The following is a 15,212-nucleotide window of genomic DNA, read 5'->3' as shown; positions in this document are numbered from 1 at the left end:
CCCTACGCGAGATCGATATGCTCGGTCTGGTCCTTCAAGCCTTGAACCGTCATCGCAGACCCACCAAGGAGGTACACCGTCACGGATTCCGAGAGCCAGCTGTCGAACTCCTCGAGAAACGCTTTGATCGCCTCGCCACCCCTGAATACAGTCATGATACTCCGTACTGCTTTTTGAGCGCCGTAAATTCTGCTTCACTCGGGAGGACGACGGGGGAGTCATCCGACACATCGAACGCTCCCTCAAGTGGTCGATACATCGCAGCTACTGTGGATTCCAACTCGTACCACTGTGCAGTCTCCGTCAGCGTCTCTTGGTCGATGTCCAGCTTCTCGATCAAGAGCATTGCATAGCTGACGCGGCGGGAGCCGCTATCGAGGACGAGCGTGTGGCACACCACGTCGGCAGGTGTGAATGTCTCGTCGGGGGCATACCAGAACGCGGGTTCGCCCGCGAGGAAGAACTGCAGGCCGTACACTGCAAACCGAGCGAGTCCGGTCAGTTGCCAGTCGGCGGCTGCCTCAAGTGCCTCCGTATCCGCGGCTGTCTGGACGCGGATGAGCGCCCGTTTCGGATCACACCATTCGACGGTCGCACTCGGCGCGAGTGCCCGGACTCGCGACCGGTGCTCGTGGCGCACGACAGCACGGGCGAACGCCAGCAGCGGCGAGAGATCTTCACTCAATGCGTACTCCGGGCCGGACGGGGACAGCATCGCCCGATGCTTGAGCGGCGACAGCGCCTTGTGAACGCTCTGGCGTGTAATCTCGAGTCGCGCTGCGATCTCGGACACCCGACGAGGCTCGTCAAGGTACCAGCACACTCGGAGTGTGGCCGGCGAGAGGAGGTCGGCCCACTCGACGTGGCCGGGTTCCGCCTGGAGGCTCCGGTATGCTTCGACGACCGGATGATCCGTGACATGGACCTGCCGCTGGTTATTGGGACCACGGCGTTCGGCGAGCAGCCCTGATTCCAGCAAGACATCGAGCACATCGTAGAGGTGTGTTTGCGAATACTCGGTGTCTGTCGCGAGTTTAGCCGCCGTCGCGTCCCGGCCGGTACTCAATGCGTCAATGACGGCAAGTCCAGCCTTGGTAAGCATCTGTGTCTACTCTAAACACTATTCACATAAATACGTTTCTGGATTTAAGTTGACGGTCCGTTATTCAGCGACGAGAGCTGCGAGCGCGTTCTCTAGCGTCCCGTGGAACTGCCAGCTCGCCCGCTCGAAGGCCTCGTCGGTCGGGCCGTCCCAGCGAGGGAACCCGGTGTGCTCGCTCACCTTGACGGTCCACTCGGCTGGCTCGTCAACTGAGTTCTCCGTCGGGAGTTCCACGACGTAGAGGTACCCCTCATCGCCGTGGATGCCATCCGCTGGGTTCTCGACGCCGTGGCCGAGCAGGAACATCGGTTGGTCCTGATGCTCCATGTTGGCCGGTTCGAGGATATCCGAGGGCTGTGCTGCGTCGATCGTTCGTTCCGGCTTCCTGTCTAGGTATCGTCCCATCGTCGAGAGCTTTTTCGAGGAACAGGGTTGCCGTGTAGCCCGGCCCGCGCTCGGCATGGGTTGGTTCGCCGGCCTGTTCGACTCGCTGGATGAATCGGAGCCGACTTCGTGTCGACATCGATCTCCCCGGCGCTCGAAAAACAGTACTGACGGCGCTGTCCCGGTGTTACCAGACTCTGGTTGAGTAATCTCTTCGACGGCGATCGTCAAGCTCCCAGTCTCGTAGTGTCCTCACTTGTGTGTTTCTCGTCACGTACCGTCTCAGCGAAATGCGTTTTTAGCTGAATTGCAGGCGGGTACGCCCCCTTCCTCAACGAACGACCGAAGGGAGTGAGTAGGGAGGGGATACACCGCCGTCTTCGTCTACGTTCACTGTGCGGTATACCTTTACTACCACGGCATTCAAACGGTGTCGTAAGGCACTCACTCCACTGCGTCCGGTGTTCAAACGTGGTTCGCGAAACGGCGAAGCCGTTTCGTCATCACGAAAGGCGCGTCGTGCCTTTCGAACGACGACAAAAAGCGTGCACCGGTCGTGGCTGTTGAGTGTCCATCCGGTAGGAGTGGGACACTCCGAACCGCCTGTGAAGGGAAGTCGCCTGCGGAGTCTGGAACCGCTGTGGAAACGGTTTCTGCAAGTTCCGACACAGAAACAGGAAGCTCCCACCTCAACAAGTGAGGGCCGGGTAGGCCCGAACGCGGTAGGTGGGAGTAGTTCACCTCGTACCCGTAGCGCAGGTATGTCTACAACTGTCGAAATCCCCGACGCTGACGAGACGTGTGCGTACTGTGGGTCGCGCATCTTCGACCACGACCCAATCTGCGTCCGTGACTGCAACGACGACTGTGGGTCGCCATCATACTTCTGTAACTATGCATGTCTCTCGACGTACATCGATGAAAACAGCCTGACGACCGGCAACGCGTGCGAGTGGGCGCCTGACGACCCCGGCTGTTGCTGAGTGCACTCAGCTCAGTGAAAACATAAAGCAACGTACCGTCAGATACCTCTCCAGCAGAATCCATCACCAGAGTGGTACTGGTAGCCGACTAAATTTATTGCGTCAACTGACAAACATTCCTAGTGATTCACCATGTCCGCTGAGCGCACGTCCGACGGCTTGCTCCGCATCGTCCTGATCGTCCTCGCGGTAATAGTCCTGTTCCCGCTGTTGATGATGGTATTTGCGATGCCGATGATGGGCATGATGGGGTGGTGGTGGGGTGGTGGCATGGCCGGTGGCCTCTCACCGCTGTGGGGCATCGGGATGATGCTCGTCTGGCTCGTCGTCCTCGTCGGCATCGGCTACCTCCTGTATCGTGGCCTCGTCGGTGGCGTCGGGTCGGCGGTGACTGGCGACAGGGCACTCGAGGAGCTCCGAGTGGCGTACGCTCGCGGTGAGCTCACTGAGGAGGAGTTCGAGGAACGGCACGCGAGACTCAGCCGCGAGGAGTTGCAGTAGGTCACAAGTATGTCCCCGACAGTACAGCGGCGAGAAATTCTGACAGCACTCGGAGCGGGCATCGCGAGTCTGTCAGGATGTATCGGCAATCTCCCAGGCAGTGGCGACAGCATTGACAGGACGATCTACGTCGGAGCCTATCACTGGGGCTTCGTTATGCTCGACGACACCGGCGAGGAGCAAGAGCGTGTCAGCTTGCGACGTGGTGATGTCCTCCGCGTCATCGCGTTTAATACCGGCGCGAGTCAAGTCGTGCAAGCTCTTCCGGCCTCGATCCGAGGCGCGCTTCCAGACCACGAAGCGCTCGAAGAGCGAAACGAGGAGCGCATCCCGCCCCCATCGAGCGGTGACTTTCACGAACTACTGGAGGAAGCGAACGAACAGTATCCCGACCACAGCCTCGCGATAATGCCGTCGGGACAGGTCCACATGGAGGGTGGGATGATGATGCACCCCGTTGCGCTTCCACGGAGGGCCACAAGACCCGTCGTTCGACAGTTAGGTGTGACGCGACCTGGCGATTATACGCTGAGTTGCCTGACCTACTGTGGTTACGGCCACGCCTACATGGAGATTGACGGCGGCATCGTCGTCACATAGGAAATAGTTCTTAACTGCGACGAACGTCTAATCTACGTCAGTCATCACCGGAGGACCTCGATTTAGCTGAGACACCATCCGGCGACACCCGACTCAATCGGAGCGCGTTCGTGGTGACTGCGAGACTCATCCCCATATCCCCGACGATGATCGCGAGGGCCACGTTCACCAGTCCGAACGGCACCCCGAGCGCCAGTAGGACCTTCACACCGATGCTCGACCAGATGTTCTGCTGGATGACGTTCCCTGCCCTCTGGGAAAGGCGGTGGAGGTACGGGAGTTTGGACAGGTCGTCGCCCATCAGCGCGATGTTCGCGGACTCGATGACTGTGTCCGTCCCGGCAGCCCCCATCGCGATACCGACCGTCGCCGTGGCCAGCGCGGGCGCGTCGTTGATGCCATCGCCGACCATCGCGACCGTTCCGTACTCGGCTTCGAGCTCACGAACAACCGTCGCCTTCTCCTCGGGGAGTAACTCGGCGTACACTGCATCCACGCCCGCACTGGCACCGATCGCGTCGGCTGTTGCCTGATTGTCACCGGTCAACATCACGACGTGCTTGATGCCTTGGTCGTGCAGGCGAGCGACGGTGTCTGCCGCCGTCGTCCGCAGTTCGTCGGCGATCGCGATCACGCCCTCGATTCCATCGGTTGTTCCGACTAGCACGACCGTCTTTCCCTGCTCTTGCAGCTGGGTGATCGTCTGCGCCCGGAGGTCGTAGTACTCCCCGTGGTCACAGGTGCTCGGCTCGGTGGCAAGTACACCGCCGTCCGGGACAGCATGAACGTGTCCGAGATCAACCCCGAGGTCCTCGAACAATGCCGGATTGCCAGCGTAGTAGGTCTCGCCGTCGAGGTCAGCCCTGACGCCCTTGCCGGTCAGACTCTCGAACGACGTTACCTCGGAGCGGTCGAAGCCTTCTGCGTCGGCTGCAGCAACGATTGATTCCGCGATTGGATGTTCGCTTCGTGCTTCCAGCCGTGCCGCCGTCGCGAGCACCTGCTCTCGAGTCGTCCCGCCGAGCGGAACTACGTCAGTGACCGTGAGCTCGCCCTTCGTGAGCGTCCCCGTCTTGTCGAAGGCGACGACGTCGACCGCGCCCATCGCTTCGAGGTGCGTCCCGCCTTTGATGAGGACGCCGTTTCGCGCCGCGCTCGTGATGCCCGAGATGACGCTCACCGGCGTGCTGATGACGAGCGCACACGGACACGCGAGCACGAGTAACGCAAGCCCCTGGGTGAACCCCGTTGCCCACGGCCGACCGAAGACGACTGGCTGGACGATTGCGACCAGGACGGCGAAGGTCACTACGACCGGCGTGTAGTACCCGGCGAACCGGTCGACGAAGCGCTCATGTTCGGTGCGGTCGCGCTGGGCGTCCTCGACCAACTCGATGATCCGAGCGAGCGTGCTCTCGGACGCCTCAGCGGTGACCTCGACCTCCAGGTACCCTTCCTCGTTGATCGTCCCAGCGTACACCTCGTCGCCCATCGTTTTGTCCGCCGGGAGACTCTCGCCCGTGATGGGCGCCTGATTGACCGCGCTTGCCCCCTCGACAACGACGCCGTCAGCGGGGATCTTTTCGCCCGGACGAACGAGCGTGACATCGCCAATCTCGAGGTCCTCGACGGGCACCGTGTGCTCGTCGCCGTTCCGACGAATCGTCGCCGTGTCTGGAGAGAGGTCGACGAGCTCACGGAGCGACGACCGAGCCCTGTCCATCGCGTATCGCTCCATCAGCTCGGCGACGCTGAACAGGACGGCAAGCATCCCGGCCTCCCAGAAGAGAGACTCCCCGAACGCCAGACTCGCGGTGAGGGCACCGAGGATGCCGAGGCTCATCAGCAGGTCGATATCCAGCGACAGTGTCCGGGCGGAGTAGTAGCCGTTGCGGACGATCTCCTGACCGGCGACGACGGCGCTCGCGAAGAATAGAACGCCGGAGACGGTGAACTGCTGGGCTAACAGCTCGAACAGGACGACATCAATGCTCGGAAGGCCGACGCTGATGATGGCACCGAGAGCGAGCAGAAGTGCGCCCGTCCACGTTTTTAGTGCCCGAGGACTCGTCCATACCGATTGGGTCTGGGCGTCCTTGCCTTCTCCCTCCTCCCGTTCCGTCGCTTCGACAGCGTACCCCGCCCGCTCGATGGCCGCCACGACCGCATCGTGATCTGTCTCGGTGGGATTGTAGCTCACGACGACTGAGCCGGTCGTCGGCACCGTATCGTACTCGAGAACACCAGCGAGTGCGGCGAGTTCGGTTTCGATCTTCCCGGCACAGGACGGACAGTCCATCTCCGGGACACGCAGCGACTCCGTCTGCGTCTCAGTTGGTGATTCGATCCGATATCCTGCAGCGGTAATCCGTTCCTCAATGGCGTTGATGTCGGTGTCGTCTGGATCGTAGGTGACGGTGACCGTCCCGGTCATCACCTGCGGTTCGACTTCGTGGATACCGTCGAGGGTCGAGACGCTGTTGACGATTTTCTCCGCACACGACGGACAATCCATGTCCGGTACCGACAATGAGATCCGCTGGGTACCCGCTGGTGGGTCCGTCGGGCCGCCCGAATCCTGAGTCATTACCTCTAGTAGTCACGCTGCGGGCAAAGCGGTACGGTTGCTGTGCAGCAACTTCCTCGGTCGTCAGCCGTCCTCATCAGTTAGAGTATCGGGGCGGCTTGAGTCGGCGTAGGCGAGCGCAAGCTGTGCCTCAGCCCGACGCAGTCGGTAAGCGAATGTCGAGCCAGGGATACCGAGCCGGTCTGCGAGTTCGTAGGCTTCGGCCGCTCGCGGTGATTGATAGTACCCGGCGTCGACGGCAGCCCGAAGCGCGGCGTCCTGCTCCGGGGACAGCGCTGGCTTCTGCTCGTCAATATCGTGTTTCGGCGAGGCAGGTGAATTGGTAATGCGACGGATCTCGACGCCAGTCGTGTCGGCAATTTCGGCGGTGAGGTCGTCGTGGAAGGTGCTAAACTCGGGACTGCCCGGGACGATCACACGCCACTCGTACTGTCGCTCTGTCCAGGTGGTCTCGAAGATCAGTCCGTCACCGAAGTGCTCGAGCGCGAGGTGGGGAATGGACATGCAGGAGGGCGTCCGCGTCCAGTAAGAGTAGATGACGAGCGTATCTCCGGATTCGTCGAGAACCTGGGTCTGCCAGTCCGCTTCGCAGTCCCGTCGTGCGAGGCAATCCGGGTAGTAATCACCGTCCGTGACTGCGGCGACGATGTCGTCGCGGACTGTTTCGGAGCCAGTAATGTGATCGACGCGCCAGAGATGCTTCGCGGAGACGTGGCAGGACAGCGACCGAATACGAGTGTCGGGAGCCGCAGAGAGGACGTCCGCGACGGCATTCGTCCCGGAATCGTAGGCAAGTGTGAAAACGAACTCTCGCATGGCGAACCGTACGCTGGTCGTTCGTAAGAGCGTGTTGTTGCCCACTACCCACTTAGTAGGGGACTGTCAGAATCAGTCAATTAGCTGAATTGAGGCGCTAAGCCCCCTTCCTCAGCGAGCGCCGAAGGCGCGAGCAGGGAGGGGATACAGCGTTCACGAGAGCTTTTCTCTCGTGTGCGAACGAGACGCGACGCGTCTCGTCAACGCCGCACAGTTCACATACACGATTCGGTGGCAGGCCCACAGCCCCACGCAGTCGCAATTCGTTTGCAGTAGGGTAGCATAGTATTGAACGAACCCAATGGAATACGACCTCGACTCGGGAGCGCACTCGACGTTTTCCCTGCACTACCACCTGATACTCACTACGAAGTATCGGCGCGGAGTGCTAACCGAGGAGCGAACCCAATTCATACACGAGGTCATCAGCGGGTTCACGGACAACTACGGTGTCGAACTGACGAACCTCGACGGCGAGGACGACCACGTACACATCCTATTCCGAGCGAAGCCAACCACAGACCTCGTGAAGTTCATCAACACGGTCAAGGGCGCGACTGCCCGCCGTATCCGCAACGAGTACGCGGACGAACTAAAGACCGAACTGTGGGGCGACTCGTTCTGGAACGACTCGTACTGCCTCATCTCGACGGGGCAGGTGTCGCTGGATGTGCTGAAACAGTACGTAGAGGACCAACGCGAGTAGAATGTACTACGCCTACAAGTACCGTCTCACGCCGTCCGACGCCCACCGAGAGGAGTTGGACCGCCACCGAGACATTTGTCGGCAACTCTACAATCACGCGCTCTACCGCTTCGACCAAATACCCGAGGACGCAGGCACTCTCAACCAGCGTGTTCGGTCCATCCGAGACGAAATCCCGTCCCTGAAAGATTGGTGGGACAGCCTCTCGGACGTGTACTCGACAGCTCTGCAAACGGCAGTCATGCGAATCGAGCAGAACGTCAAAGGCCTCTCCGCACTCAAGGAGAACGGCTACGGCGTTGGTCAACTCACGTGGAAGCCGCCACGGGAGTTTCGCAGTTTCACGTACAGTCAGTCTGGCTTCGAGCTCGACAAGAAGGGCGGTCAGACTGTGCTGTCACTCTCGAAACTTGCGGACATCCCGATTCGGCTTCACCGCGCCATCCCCGACGACGCGACGCTCAAGCAGGTCACGGTCAAGAAGGAACCGACGGGCGAGTGGTTCGCTACCTTCGGCGTCGAAACTCCGGACGCCCCACCGGAGAAACCCGAGAAACCCGAGAAATGCGTCGGCATCGACGTTGGGATTCTCACGTACGCCCACGACACCGACGGCACGGCGGTCGGGTCGCTCGACCTCTCCGACGAGCGTGAACGCTTGGAGCGCGAGCAACGGAAGCTCTCGCGGAAGCAACACGGGTCGAACAACTACGAGAAGCAACGGCGGCGAGTTGCGGAGTGTCACGCAGACCTCCGTCGGAAGCGCCGCGACTTCTTGCACAAACTCTCGAACTACTACGCTCGGGAGTACGACCTCGTGGCAGTCGAAGACCTGAACGTCGAGGGGATGATGGAGTCGCCGTCGAACAGCCGCAACACGGCGTCTGCCGCATGGCGGACGTTCATCTCGTTGCTCGAATACAAATGCGAGCGAGAGGGGACGCACTTTGTGGCGGTCAACCCGAGAGGGACGACCAAGGAGTGCGCGTCCTGTGGCGTCTCGACGGAGAAGCCGTTGTGGGTCCGTGAACACTCCTGTCCTGCCTGCGGGTTTGAGGCGGACAGGGACGCGAACGCGGCGTGGAACATCCCTTCTCGCGGCCTCGAAGACGTAGGAGTGGGATACTCCGAATCAACGCCTGTGGAGACTGCGCTCCCTGTGGATACGCCTGTATCTGCAAAGCGCATCGTGGAAGCAGGAAGCCCTATACCCTCAAGGAGCGAACGGCGTCAGCCGTGAGCGAGTAGGGTAAGGTAGTTCACAAGTGGGTCACAGGATAAGATTCGTTAATGGACGGGGATCGACGAAACCCGAGGGACAGGGATGCCCGTGAGAGTCCACGCCATCTCGCATTGCTCCGTCCCCTTTCTGTGTTCATTCTCGCGTTCGTCACGCTTACACAGATTCCCGTCGCATCGGCGCACGAGGCGACAGCGGGGCTCTCCCAAAGGTCACGGACTCGTCCTCGGTGTCATCGGGGTTATCCTCCTCGGTGGGGCGATTGTTAGCAAGCGAAGCGGTCGAATCTCCCCGACGATAGCACTCTATGGCGTGCTCACCGGAATTGTCGTGATTGCACTCGGTGCCATCCTCTTTGAAGGGTTTTCTCCAGATCCCACGTATACTTCGGATTCCATGCCGTTCCCACGGTCGTGGTATCAACCACTGGCATTGGGGACCGGTCTGTTCATCACGGTGACGAGTTTTATCATTGGCTGGCTTCGCTGGCCGACCCGGCCTCGCTACACGTTCTTCAGCATCTTGATGAGGTTATGGATCTCGTATCCTTATCTCATTCCTGGTCCAGCGAGTGATGCTCACCCGACTCGTCGAGAACCAGGACTTCATCGTCGCCCACGAGTTCGACGAGGTGACCTACCGGAGCGAGAAGATCACCTTCGCAGTGGGAATCATCGCTGGCGTCATTCCTCTCGGTATTGCACTGCAGCAGACCGGGGCGGCGGCGCTACTAGGCAATGCTGTCGCCTCGACTGCGGCGTTCTTGCCAGCGATCGGTGTCCTCTGAGTGTTCTACGTCGCCACCGGCCTGTTGACAAGTGTCATCAGTACCAACACGAGCGTCGTGTTGATGATTCCTGCCGCGGCCAGTGCGGCTCAGTCGATTGGGGCGAACGCGTTCGCGTTCGTCCTCGGCGTGACGTTCGCCGCCTCGACGGCGTTCATGACGCCAGTTGGCTACCAGACGAACCTCTTCGTCTACGGGCCTGGTGGCTACAGGTTCTCGGACTTTCTGCGTGTTGGTGGACCGTTACAGTTGCTGTTGTCGGTCGTCACTGTCCTCGGGATTGCGTTCTTCTGGGGCGTCCGTGTTTGACGCGGGTGTGCTGACTCAGCAGTGAAAGACATCCCGAGAGCGGTCGTGAATCGCTGTGGTTCACAGACCCGTCACACTAGGAGGTGAGCTATCTGGACTCCGGTTCCAGACCGTTCTCATGACCGTATGTCTACTTGTCCGTTATGAGGTGCGGGTCGGTCATTTTCACCGTATAGACGCGCTCTCTGGGGATGTACGTGTACTCGTCATCGCCGTGGTGAATCTGCCAGTGGTCCTCTCGATAGTTGAGTTTCTCATCGTCGATCTCTTCCGAAACGGTCTCATCCACGCCTTGATAGACAATCGTCGCCATGACCAACAGTAGGCGGGCTGCGTCCATAACCTGGCGGGTCACCAAGAGGTGCTAGATTGTTGTTTGACGCTGTCCTACAGTCTAGAGACCATCATGCGCATCGTACTCTCACTTGGCGGGAGCATCCTCATGCCAACGCTTGACCCAGAGCAGTTTCGGGAGTACGCAGCCGTCATCACAACACTCGCCGAGAAGCACGACGTCTGTGTCGTCACCGGGGGCGGATCTCCTGCGCGCGAATTCATCGGTGTGGGGCGAGCTCTCGGTGCGAACGAAGTCGAGCTTGATCATCTCGGTATCGAGGTTACCCGGCTAAATGCCCGCCTTCTCATTGCGGCAATCGGCGACGAGGCCGTCTTGACGCTAGCAAAAGACTACGAAGCGGCGGGCAAAGCGCTCCGCTGTGGCGACATCGTCGTCATGGGTGGAACAGCACCCGGTCAAACTACTAACGCGGTGAGCGCTCTCCTTGCTTGAATACCTCAACGCAGAGCGTCTCATCTATGCGAGGAACGTGCCTGGGGTCTTTAGCGCGGATCCTCACACGCACCCAGACGCAGAGCCATTCGGCGAGTTACGCGCGAGCCAACTCATTACCCTCATCCTCGATATGGACAGTACTGCCGGGAGTCGTGTACCGATCGACCTTCTCGCTGCGAAGCTGATCCAACGTGCACACTGCGAAACAGTGGTTATCGATGGAACCGATCCAGAATGCATCCTCATCGCTGTCCAAACCGGCGAATTTGGCGGGACGAGAATCATCTCGGACAGCGACGATGACACGCCACCGGCTGAACCATGATGGCTGTTATGCTTGTGGAGAACGACATCTGTGTATGTCTCGTCACGTGGCTTCCTTCGAGATTGACTCACAAACCGATTCGTATGCCGCTCGACGCATCCTGGAGCGAGTATACGATACGATTCGAGAGGAGTCATCGAGCGGCGGGGAGGACTCTACCGACACAAGCGAACTCCTCGAATCGTTCGAAACGCTTCGAGATGCAGCGAAACGTCCCACAGCAGGCAAGCTGACGGTTATCTACGAACAATACGACGACGAATTCGAGAACTAAGTTCGCAGAACACCCGTCACGGGGAGAGATACGCAACCTCAGTCTGCAGTCCGCCAGCGTCCCCCAAGTTCCTCACGTTCGCAATCGTTATATTTTCCATCGCGGAAGACTGTCACACGACCGTTCTCTTCGCTCAGCGTTACACTGGCAATGACCTCTTCCCGGAGGGAGACTTCTAACGCACTGAGATGTTTGGTTCCCATCCAATCGGCATAAGCGAGGGGTGGCTCTTCGACCACTTCCGTAGCATTTGGAGTCCGAACGCGAACCATCTGTTCTTGGATCGTCCGATCCGCAGCAATAACGACTGCCCCATCACAGCTGAATGCCACGTTGCGGGCTGCATCGATGAATTCATCGGATGAGATGGCGACTGACCGACACTGGTCGACAGGCCACGTGTTGTCTCCCAGCGGGTCGGTGTATCTACCGAAATCGATGTCAGCAACGACAATAAAATAGAGACTCGGTCCGGTCACATATGGTTCGTCCCACCGGCTGAAAGCGAGACTCAAACTCTCTGCGACATATTTGAGGATGTCGATAGTTTCTGGGATTGTGGCATACTCCGCTTGACCGCCGTTGGATTCTATGATAACTCACTCACCAGCATACTCGATATACATGGAGAATCCGTTTGAATGCTCTGCCCGTGACAGAGACTACTAAAGTACACCGTCACCACTGACACACCCACCATCCGTAGACGTTGTACAAACACTCATTCGCCTTGCACCCCTTCTAGGACCATGGCCGAATTTCCAGACGAACGACAACTCGTACTACGGGCGCGTTCCCAGTTGGACCAGTGGACGAAAAGTGCCCGGATGGAGGCGTACACCGAGCTGTTCGAAGGTGAGGATCCCATCCTCTCCCCCAAAGAGGTGCAGCTGCTCGATGCGCTCGACTCTGAACTGGAGCGAGAGGGCGGCGATGGTGTCTGGGGAACCGATCAATACGGAATCCACACCGCAGGGACCTCGAGTTCGGATACCTCACTCGGCGTCGTCTGTGTGTTCCACCCACAGATAACCAAAGACTCCGTCCTTCGTGGGGCCGACGACCTTGACGATGAGACCGAAGAGCGACTCAACGCAGCACTCTGGCGATATAGTGAACGGGTTGCGACGCTCATCGGAGAGCAGCTCCAGGAGTTCGCCCGTCAAACGCAGAGTTAGACCCCAGCTCAGGATCAGCCCCACATGGACCGGTAGTTGGTTTACACGATAGCCTCTTCTTTCCACGAGTTGATAAGGGGAAACGGCTGTCTGAATGGCACTCGTGGCTTTCTCGTTCACTGACTGTTCGCCGGCAATTGCGTCTAACCACCCGTTCTCAGATTACTCGAGCACGCTGATTGTACTCCTAGAATTCATCAGCTGGCACCGTCAGCCGTTTTCGTTGAGACCGTTCATCTCCATTGGCGAAAACCAGTGAGTACGTTCGACAAATACCCTCACGAGCTGTACCCGCCGTGTTCCCACCGCCGAGCGTCCACACAGTTATCCGAACCGGACGCCTACTAGAAAGGATGTCAGACGACAAACGGAGCCGAGACGACGAACAGCGACAACAGCCAGAACGAGAGGTAGAAGGGGTACGTAACCGCGCCCATGAAGACCGAGCGATGAGCGGTGACCCTGGTGGGCGACTTGGTGACCTCGATGAAGCACTCGAAACCCACGCTTATCCAACCACGACGGATCAATTGGTCGAGGCCTATGGCGACTACGAAATTGAAACACAAGGCGGAACAGAGTCCCTCGATGAAGTGTTTTCCCTAACTGATAACCAAACGTACGACTCCGCCGATGACGTTCGAAGTCGAATACTAGGACTGATACACCGATAATGAATCAGCTGGCAATGGGCCGAATTCTAGCCTGGTAGTTCTCTGGTGCGGCTGGTCATATTGACACTTTTGTCTACAGATAAGCAAGGCGAGTGTCTCGAGGTCGTACGAGAGAGCGTGCTCTCTCGTGATGCCAAGACGGCTTGCAGTCTGGAACCACTTGTCCCCGAGGTACTTCACTCTGTTTTCGCCCTGCTGAGCCATTTTTCGTCGTGTGTGGTCCCCACTGAGTACCAGCGCGCCATCGTCTCAGGCGGATTTCATGAGTCGATTCCCATCTGCATAGGTGCTAGATCACCGGTACGGACTAGATCTCCAACAGTCAGTTCAGAGAAGAACAACCTGCGCCAATCCGAGGAATATGAAGAATCCGAGGACGTCTGTTGCGGTTGTGATGAATATGGTCGCAGAGGTTGCCGGATCGTAGCCGACCCGGTCCAGTACGAGTGGAACGAGTGCGCCGAAGAACCCGGCGATGACGAGGTTCAAGACCATCGCGATTCCGATGACCAGTCCCAACATGGGACTCTGGTTGAACAGGGTGGCGATGACGGCCACGATACTACCGGTAATCACGCCGTTTGCGCCCCCTGCAAGCACCTCGTTGCCGATGGCGCGCCTTCCTGTTCGAAGCGAGATCTGCTCTAGTGCGATTCCGCGGACCGTCACGGCCATCGACTGCGTGCCGGCGTTCCCACCCATCCCGGCGACGACTGGCATGTAGATTGCCAGCAGCGTCAACGCCGCGATTGTGTCTTCGAATAACCCGACAGTCGCCGCAGCGAGGAAGGCGGTCCCGAGGTTGATGATGAGCCACCTGTACCGCCGGCGAACCTTCTCGAAGGCGCCATCGAGAACGCTCTCCTGCTCGTCAACACCAGTGAACTCATAGAGTGTCTGGCCGGCCTCTTCCTCGATGGCCTGCAAGAGGTCGTCCGCGTAGATGACTCCGAGAATACTGTCGTCTTCGTCGAGAACGACGATTTTACTCTGCGGGTTGGTCCTGAACACCTCGATAACCTCCGAGTCGGACTGTTCGTATCGAACCGTTGGGGTGGGGCGAAGATATTCGGTGATGACCGCCGGCCTGTGGCCAGCCAGGGCCAGGGTATGACCAGGTAACTCCCCCAACACCTCGTCTCCATCGGTGACCAAGACGGTCGGGAAGCGCCCCGTTCGACCCTCGTGGCGTCGGACGAGCCGTGCCACCTCCTCGAATCCCTGGTCCTTGTCGACGGTGACGTAGCCGAGATCCATCATACCGGCGGCGCTGTCCGGGCTGAACTTCAAGAGGAACTCAATCCGCTCCCTTCGGTCGGAATCGAGCTGACTGAGTACGGCCTCCTGAGTATCCTCGTCGAGTAATCCAACCACGTCGGTCGCATCGTCGGGATCGAGTCGGCGGATAAATCGCCGGACTTCCTGCCGATTCATATCATCGAGTACGTCTCGCTGGATCGACTCGGGTAGCTGGAAGAATACGACTCGTTGTCGTGTCCATGGGAGTGCCTGAAACTCTGCACTTGGTGTCTCCGAGGCAGCTATCTGCTGTTGGACTCCGATCGTGAATTCTTGCATACGATTACTCCGTTTCGCGTCGCATGAATCCCAGACCCCGACGTGACGTAGCAGAATCTGAGGTGTTTGAACCAATAGTACGTGAGACGTTGGACATAGCCCTCCCTACTCCCGAGATCGTTCGTGTTCTGGGGCAAGGTTGAGAAACACGTCGTTCTCCGCGCCACACCGTGGGCAGGTATGTACAAAGTGAAGGCCGTCCTCACCACGTTTTTCTATGCGCCATTCCGACCGGGCGCGGGCAACGGTTCCACACTCTTTGCAGCGTTTTGGATGGTCCTGGAGATACGTCTGCATGAAGTCGATGAATGACTGCGTTCCATGGCGGTGGGTCGGCATACTTTATCCATTCGAGGGGGAGTCGTATCAGCGTAT

At 59.0% G+C, this 15,212-nt stretch carries 14 protein-coding genes and 4 pseudogenes; 10 read left to right on the top strand and 8 right to left on the bottom strand.

What is annotated here, in order from left to right; translation table 11 throughout:
- Window positions 1–2: 2 nt before the first annotated feature.
- From P0648_RS17105 to P0648_RS17095, 3 genes and pseudogenes are all read right to left on the bottom strand, one after another.
- Window positions 3–155, bottom strand: coding sequence for a hypothetical protein (locus tag P0648_RS17105; RefSeq protein ID WP_277505895.1), 153 nt, complete (start codon window positions 153–155; stop codon window positions 3–5).
- Window positions 152–1,102, bottom strand: a complete 951-nt coding sequence (locus P0648_RS17100; RefSeq protein ID WP_277505894.1) for a MarR family transcriptional regulator — start codon at window positions 1,100–1,102, stop codon at window positions 152–154. Before P0648_RS17100 ends, P0648_RS17105 begins: the two co-directional genes overlap by 4 nt.
- A gap of 60 nt (window positions 1,103–1,162) precedes the next feature.
- A pseudogene (locus P0648_RS17095) lies at window positions 1,163–1,625 on the bottom strand (hypothetical protein).
- Between the two features lie 622 nt (window positions 1,626–2,247).
- On the opposite strand from P0648_RS17095, the gene P0648_RS17090 reads away from it, so the two are divergent.
- From P0648_RS17090 to P0648_RS17080, 3 genes are all read left to right on the top strand, one after another.
- Window positions 2,248–2,469: a hypothetical protein gene (locus P0648_RS17090; RefSeq protein WP_276275275.1), complete on the top strand. Its 222-nt coding sequence runs from the start codon at window positions 2,248–2,250 to the stop codon at window positions 2,467–2,469.
- A 132-nt stretch (window positions 2,470–2,601) separates the two neighbouring features.
- Window positions 2,602–2,970: an SHOCT domain-containing protein gene (locus tag P0648_RS17085; RefSeq protein WP_276275274.1), complete on the top strand. Its 369-nt coding sequence runs from the start codon at window positions 2,602–2,604 to the stop codon at window positions 2,968–2,970.
- Between the two features lie 9 nt (window positions 2,971–2,979).
- Window positions 2,980–3,570, top strand: a complete 591-nt coding sequence (locus tag P0648_RS17080; protein WP_276249131.1) for a hypothetical protein — start codon at window positions 2,980–2,982, stop codon at window positions 3,568–3,570.
- Between the two features lie 37 nt (window positions 3,571–3,607).
- Here the strand turns inward: P0648_RS17080 and P0648_RS17075 are convergent, their stop codons facing one another.
- Both P0648_RS17075 and P0648_RS17070 read right to left on the bottom strand, forming a co-directional pair.
- On the bottom strand, window positions 3,608–6,157 hold the full coding sequence (locus P0648_RS17075) for a cation-translocating P-type ATPase (RefSeq protein WP_277505893.1): 2,550 nt from the start codon (window positions 6,155–6,157) through the stop codon (window positions 3,608–3,610).
- 63 nt (window positions 6,158–6,220) lie between these two features.
- Entirely contained in the window at window positions 6,221–6,973 is a 753-nt protein-coding gene (locus P0648_RS17070; RefSeq protein WP_276275271.1) for a helix-turn-helix domain-containing protein, read from the bottom strand.
- Window positions 6,974–7,274: 301 nt separating this feature from the next.
- On the opposite strand from P0648_RS17070, the gene tnpA reads away from it, so the two are divergent.
- The 3 genes and pseudogenes from tnpA to P0648_RS17055 all read left to right on the top strand — a co-directional run.
- Complete coding sequence (gene tnpA / locus P0648_RS17065) at window positions 7,275–7,679, top strand: IS200/IS605-like element ISHmu6 family transposase (protein ID WP_015763788.1); 405 nt, start codon at window positions 7,275–7,277, stop codon at window positions 7,677–7,679.
- Between the two features lies 1 nt (window position 7,680).
- A pseudogene (locus tag P0648_RS17060) lies at window positions 7,681–8,927 on the top strand (RNA-guided endonuclease InsQ/TnpB family protein).
- A gap of 569 nt (window positions 8,928–9,496) precedes the next feature.
- Window positions 9,497–10,015, top strand: a pseudogene (locus P0648_RS17055) (SLC13 family permease); the annotation flags it as partial.
- A gap of 130 nt (window positions 10,016–10,145) precedes the next feature.
- Here P0648_RS17055 and P0648_RS17050 read toward each other — a convergent pair.
- Window positions 10,146–10,355, bottom strand: coding sequence for a hypothetical protein (locus P0648_RS17050; protein ID WP_276249135.1), 210 nt, complete (start codon window positions 10,353–10,355; stop codon window positions 10,146–10,148).
- Between the two features lie 66 nt (window positions 10,356–10,421).
- Here P0648_RS17050 and pyrH point away from each other — a divergent pair.
- Both pyrH and P0648_RS17040 read left to right on the top strand, forming a co-directional pair.
- Window positions 10,422–11,133: pseudogene (gene pyrH / locus P0648_RS17045) on the top strand (UMP kinase).
- 34 nt (window positions 11,134–11,167) lie between these two features.
- A complete protein-coding gene (locus tag P0648_RS17040) occupies window positions 11,168–11,407 on the top strand; it encodes a hypothetical protein (protein WP_276249136.1) in 240 nt (79 codons plus the stop codon).
- A gap of 38 nt (window positions 11,408–11,445) precedes the next feature.
- On the opposite strand, the gene P0648_RS17035 is transcribed toward P0648_RS17040, so the two are convergent.
- A complete protein-coding gene (locus P0648_RS17035) occupies window positions 11,446–11,886 on the bottom strand; it encodes a diadenylate cyclase (RefSeq protein ID WP_369685135.1) in 441 nt (146 codons plus the stop codon).
- Window positions 11,887–12,156: 270 nt separating this feature from the next.
- Here P0648_RS17035 and P0648_RS17030 point away from each other — a divergent pair, with 270 nt between their 5' ends.
- Window positions 12,157–12,585: a hypothetical protein gene (locus tag P0648_RS17030; protein ID WP_276249137.1), complete on the top strand. Its 429-nt coding sequence runs from the start codon at window positions 12,157–12,159 to the stop codon at window positions 12,583–12,585.
- 353 nt (window positions 12,586–12,938) lie between these two features.
- On the top strand, window positions 12,939–13,259 hold the full coding sequence (locus tag P0648_RS17025) for a hypothetical protein (RefSeq protein WP_276249138.1): 321 nt from the start codon (window positions 12,939–12,941) through the stop codon (window positions 13,257–13,259).
- Window positions 13,260–13,586: 327 nt separating this feature from the next.
- Here the strand turns inward: P0648_RS17025 and P0648_RS17020 are convergent, their stop codons facing one another.
- Entirely contained in the window at window positions 13,587–14,837 is a 1,251-nt protein-coding gene (locus P0648_RS17020; protein ID WP_277506060.1) for a magnesium transporter, read from the bottom strand.
- Window positions 14,838–15,212 lie beyond the last annotated feature (375 nt).

This window comes from Haladaptatus sp. DYSN1, from assembly GCF_029489995.1.
In the GTDB taxonomy this organism is placed as follows: Archaea; Halobacteriota; Halobacteria; order Halobacteriales; family Halococcaceae; genus QDMS2.
The sequence above is the reverse complement of the archived record's forward strand: the minus strand, read 5'-3'. Positions and strand labels throughout refer to the sequence as shown.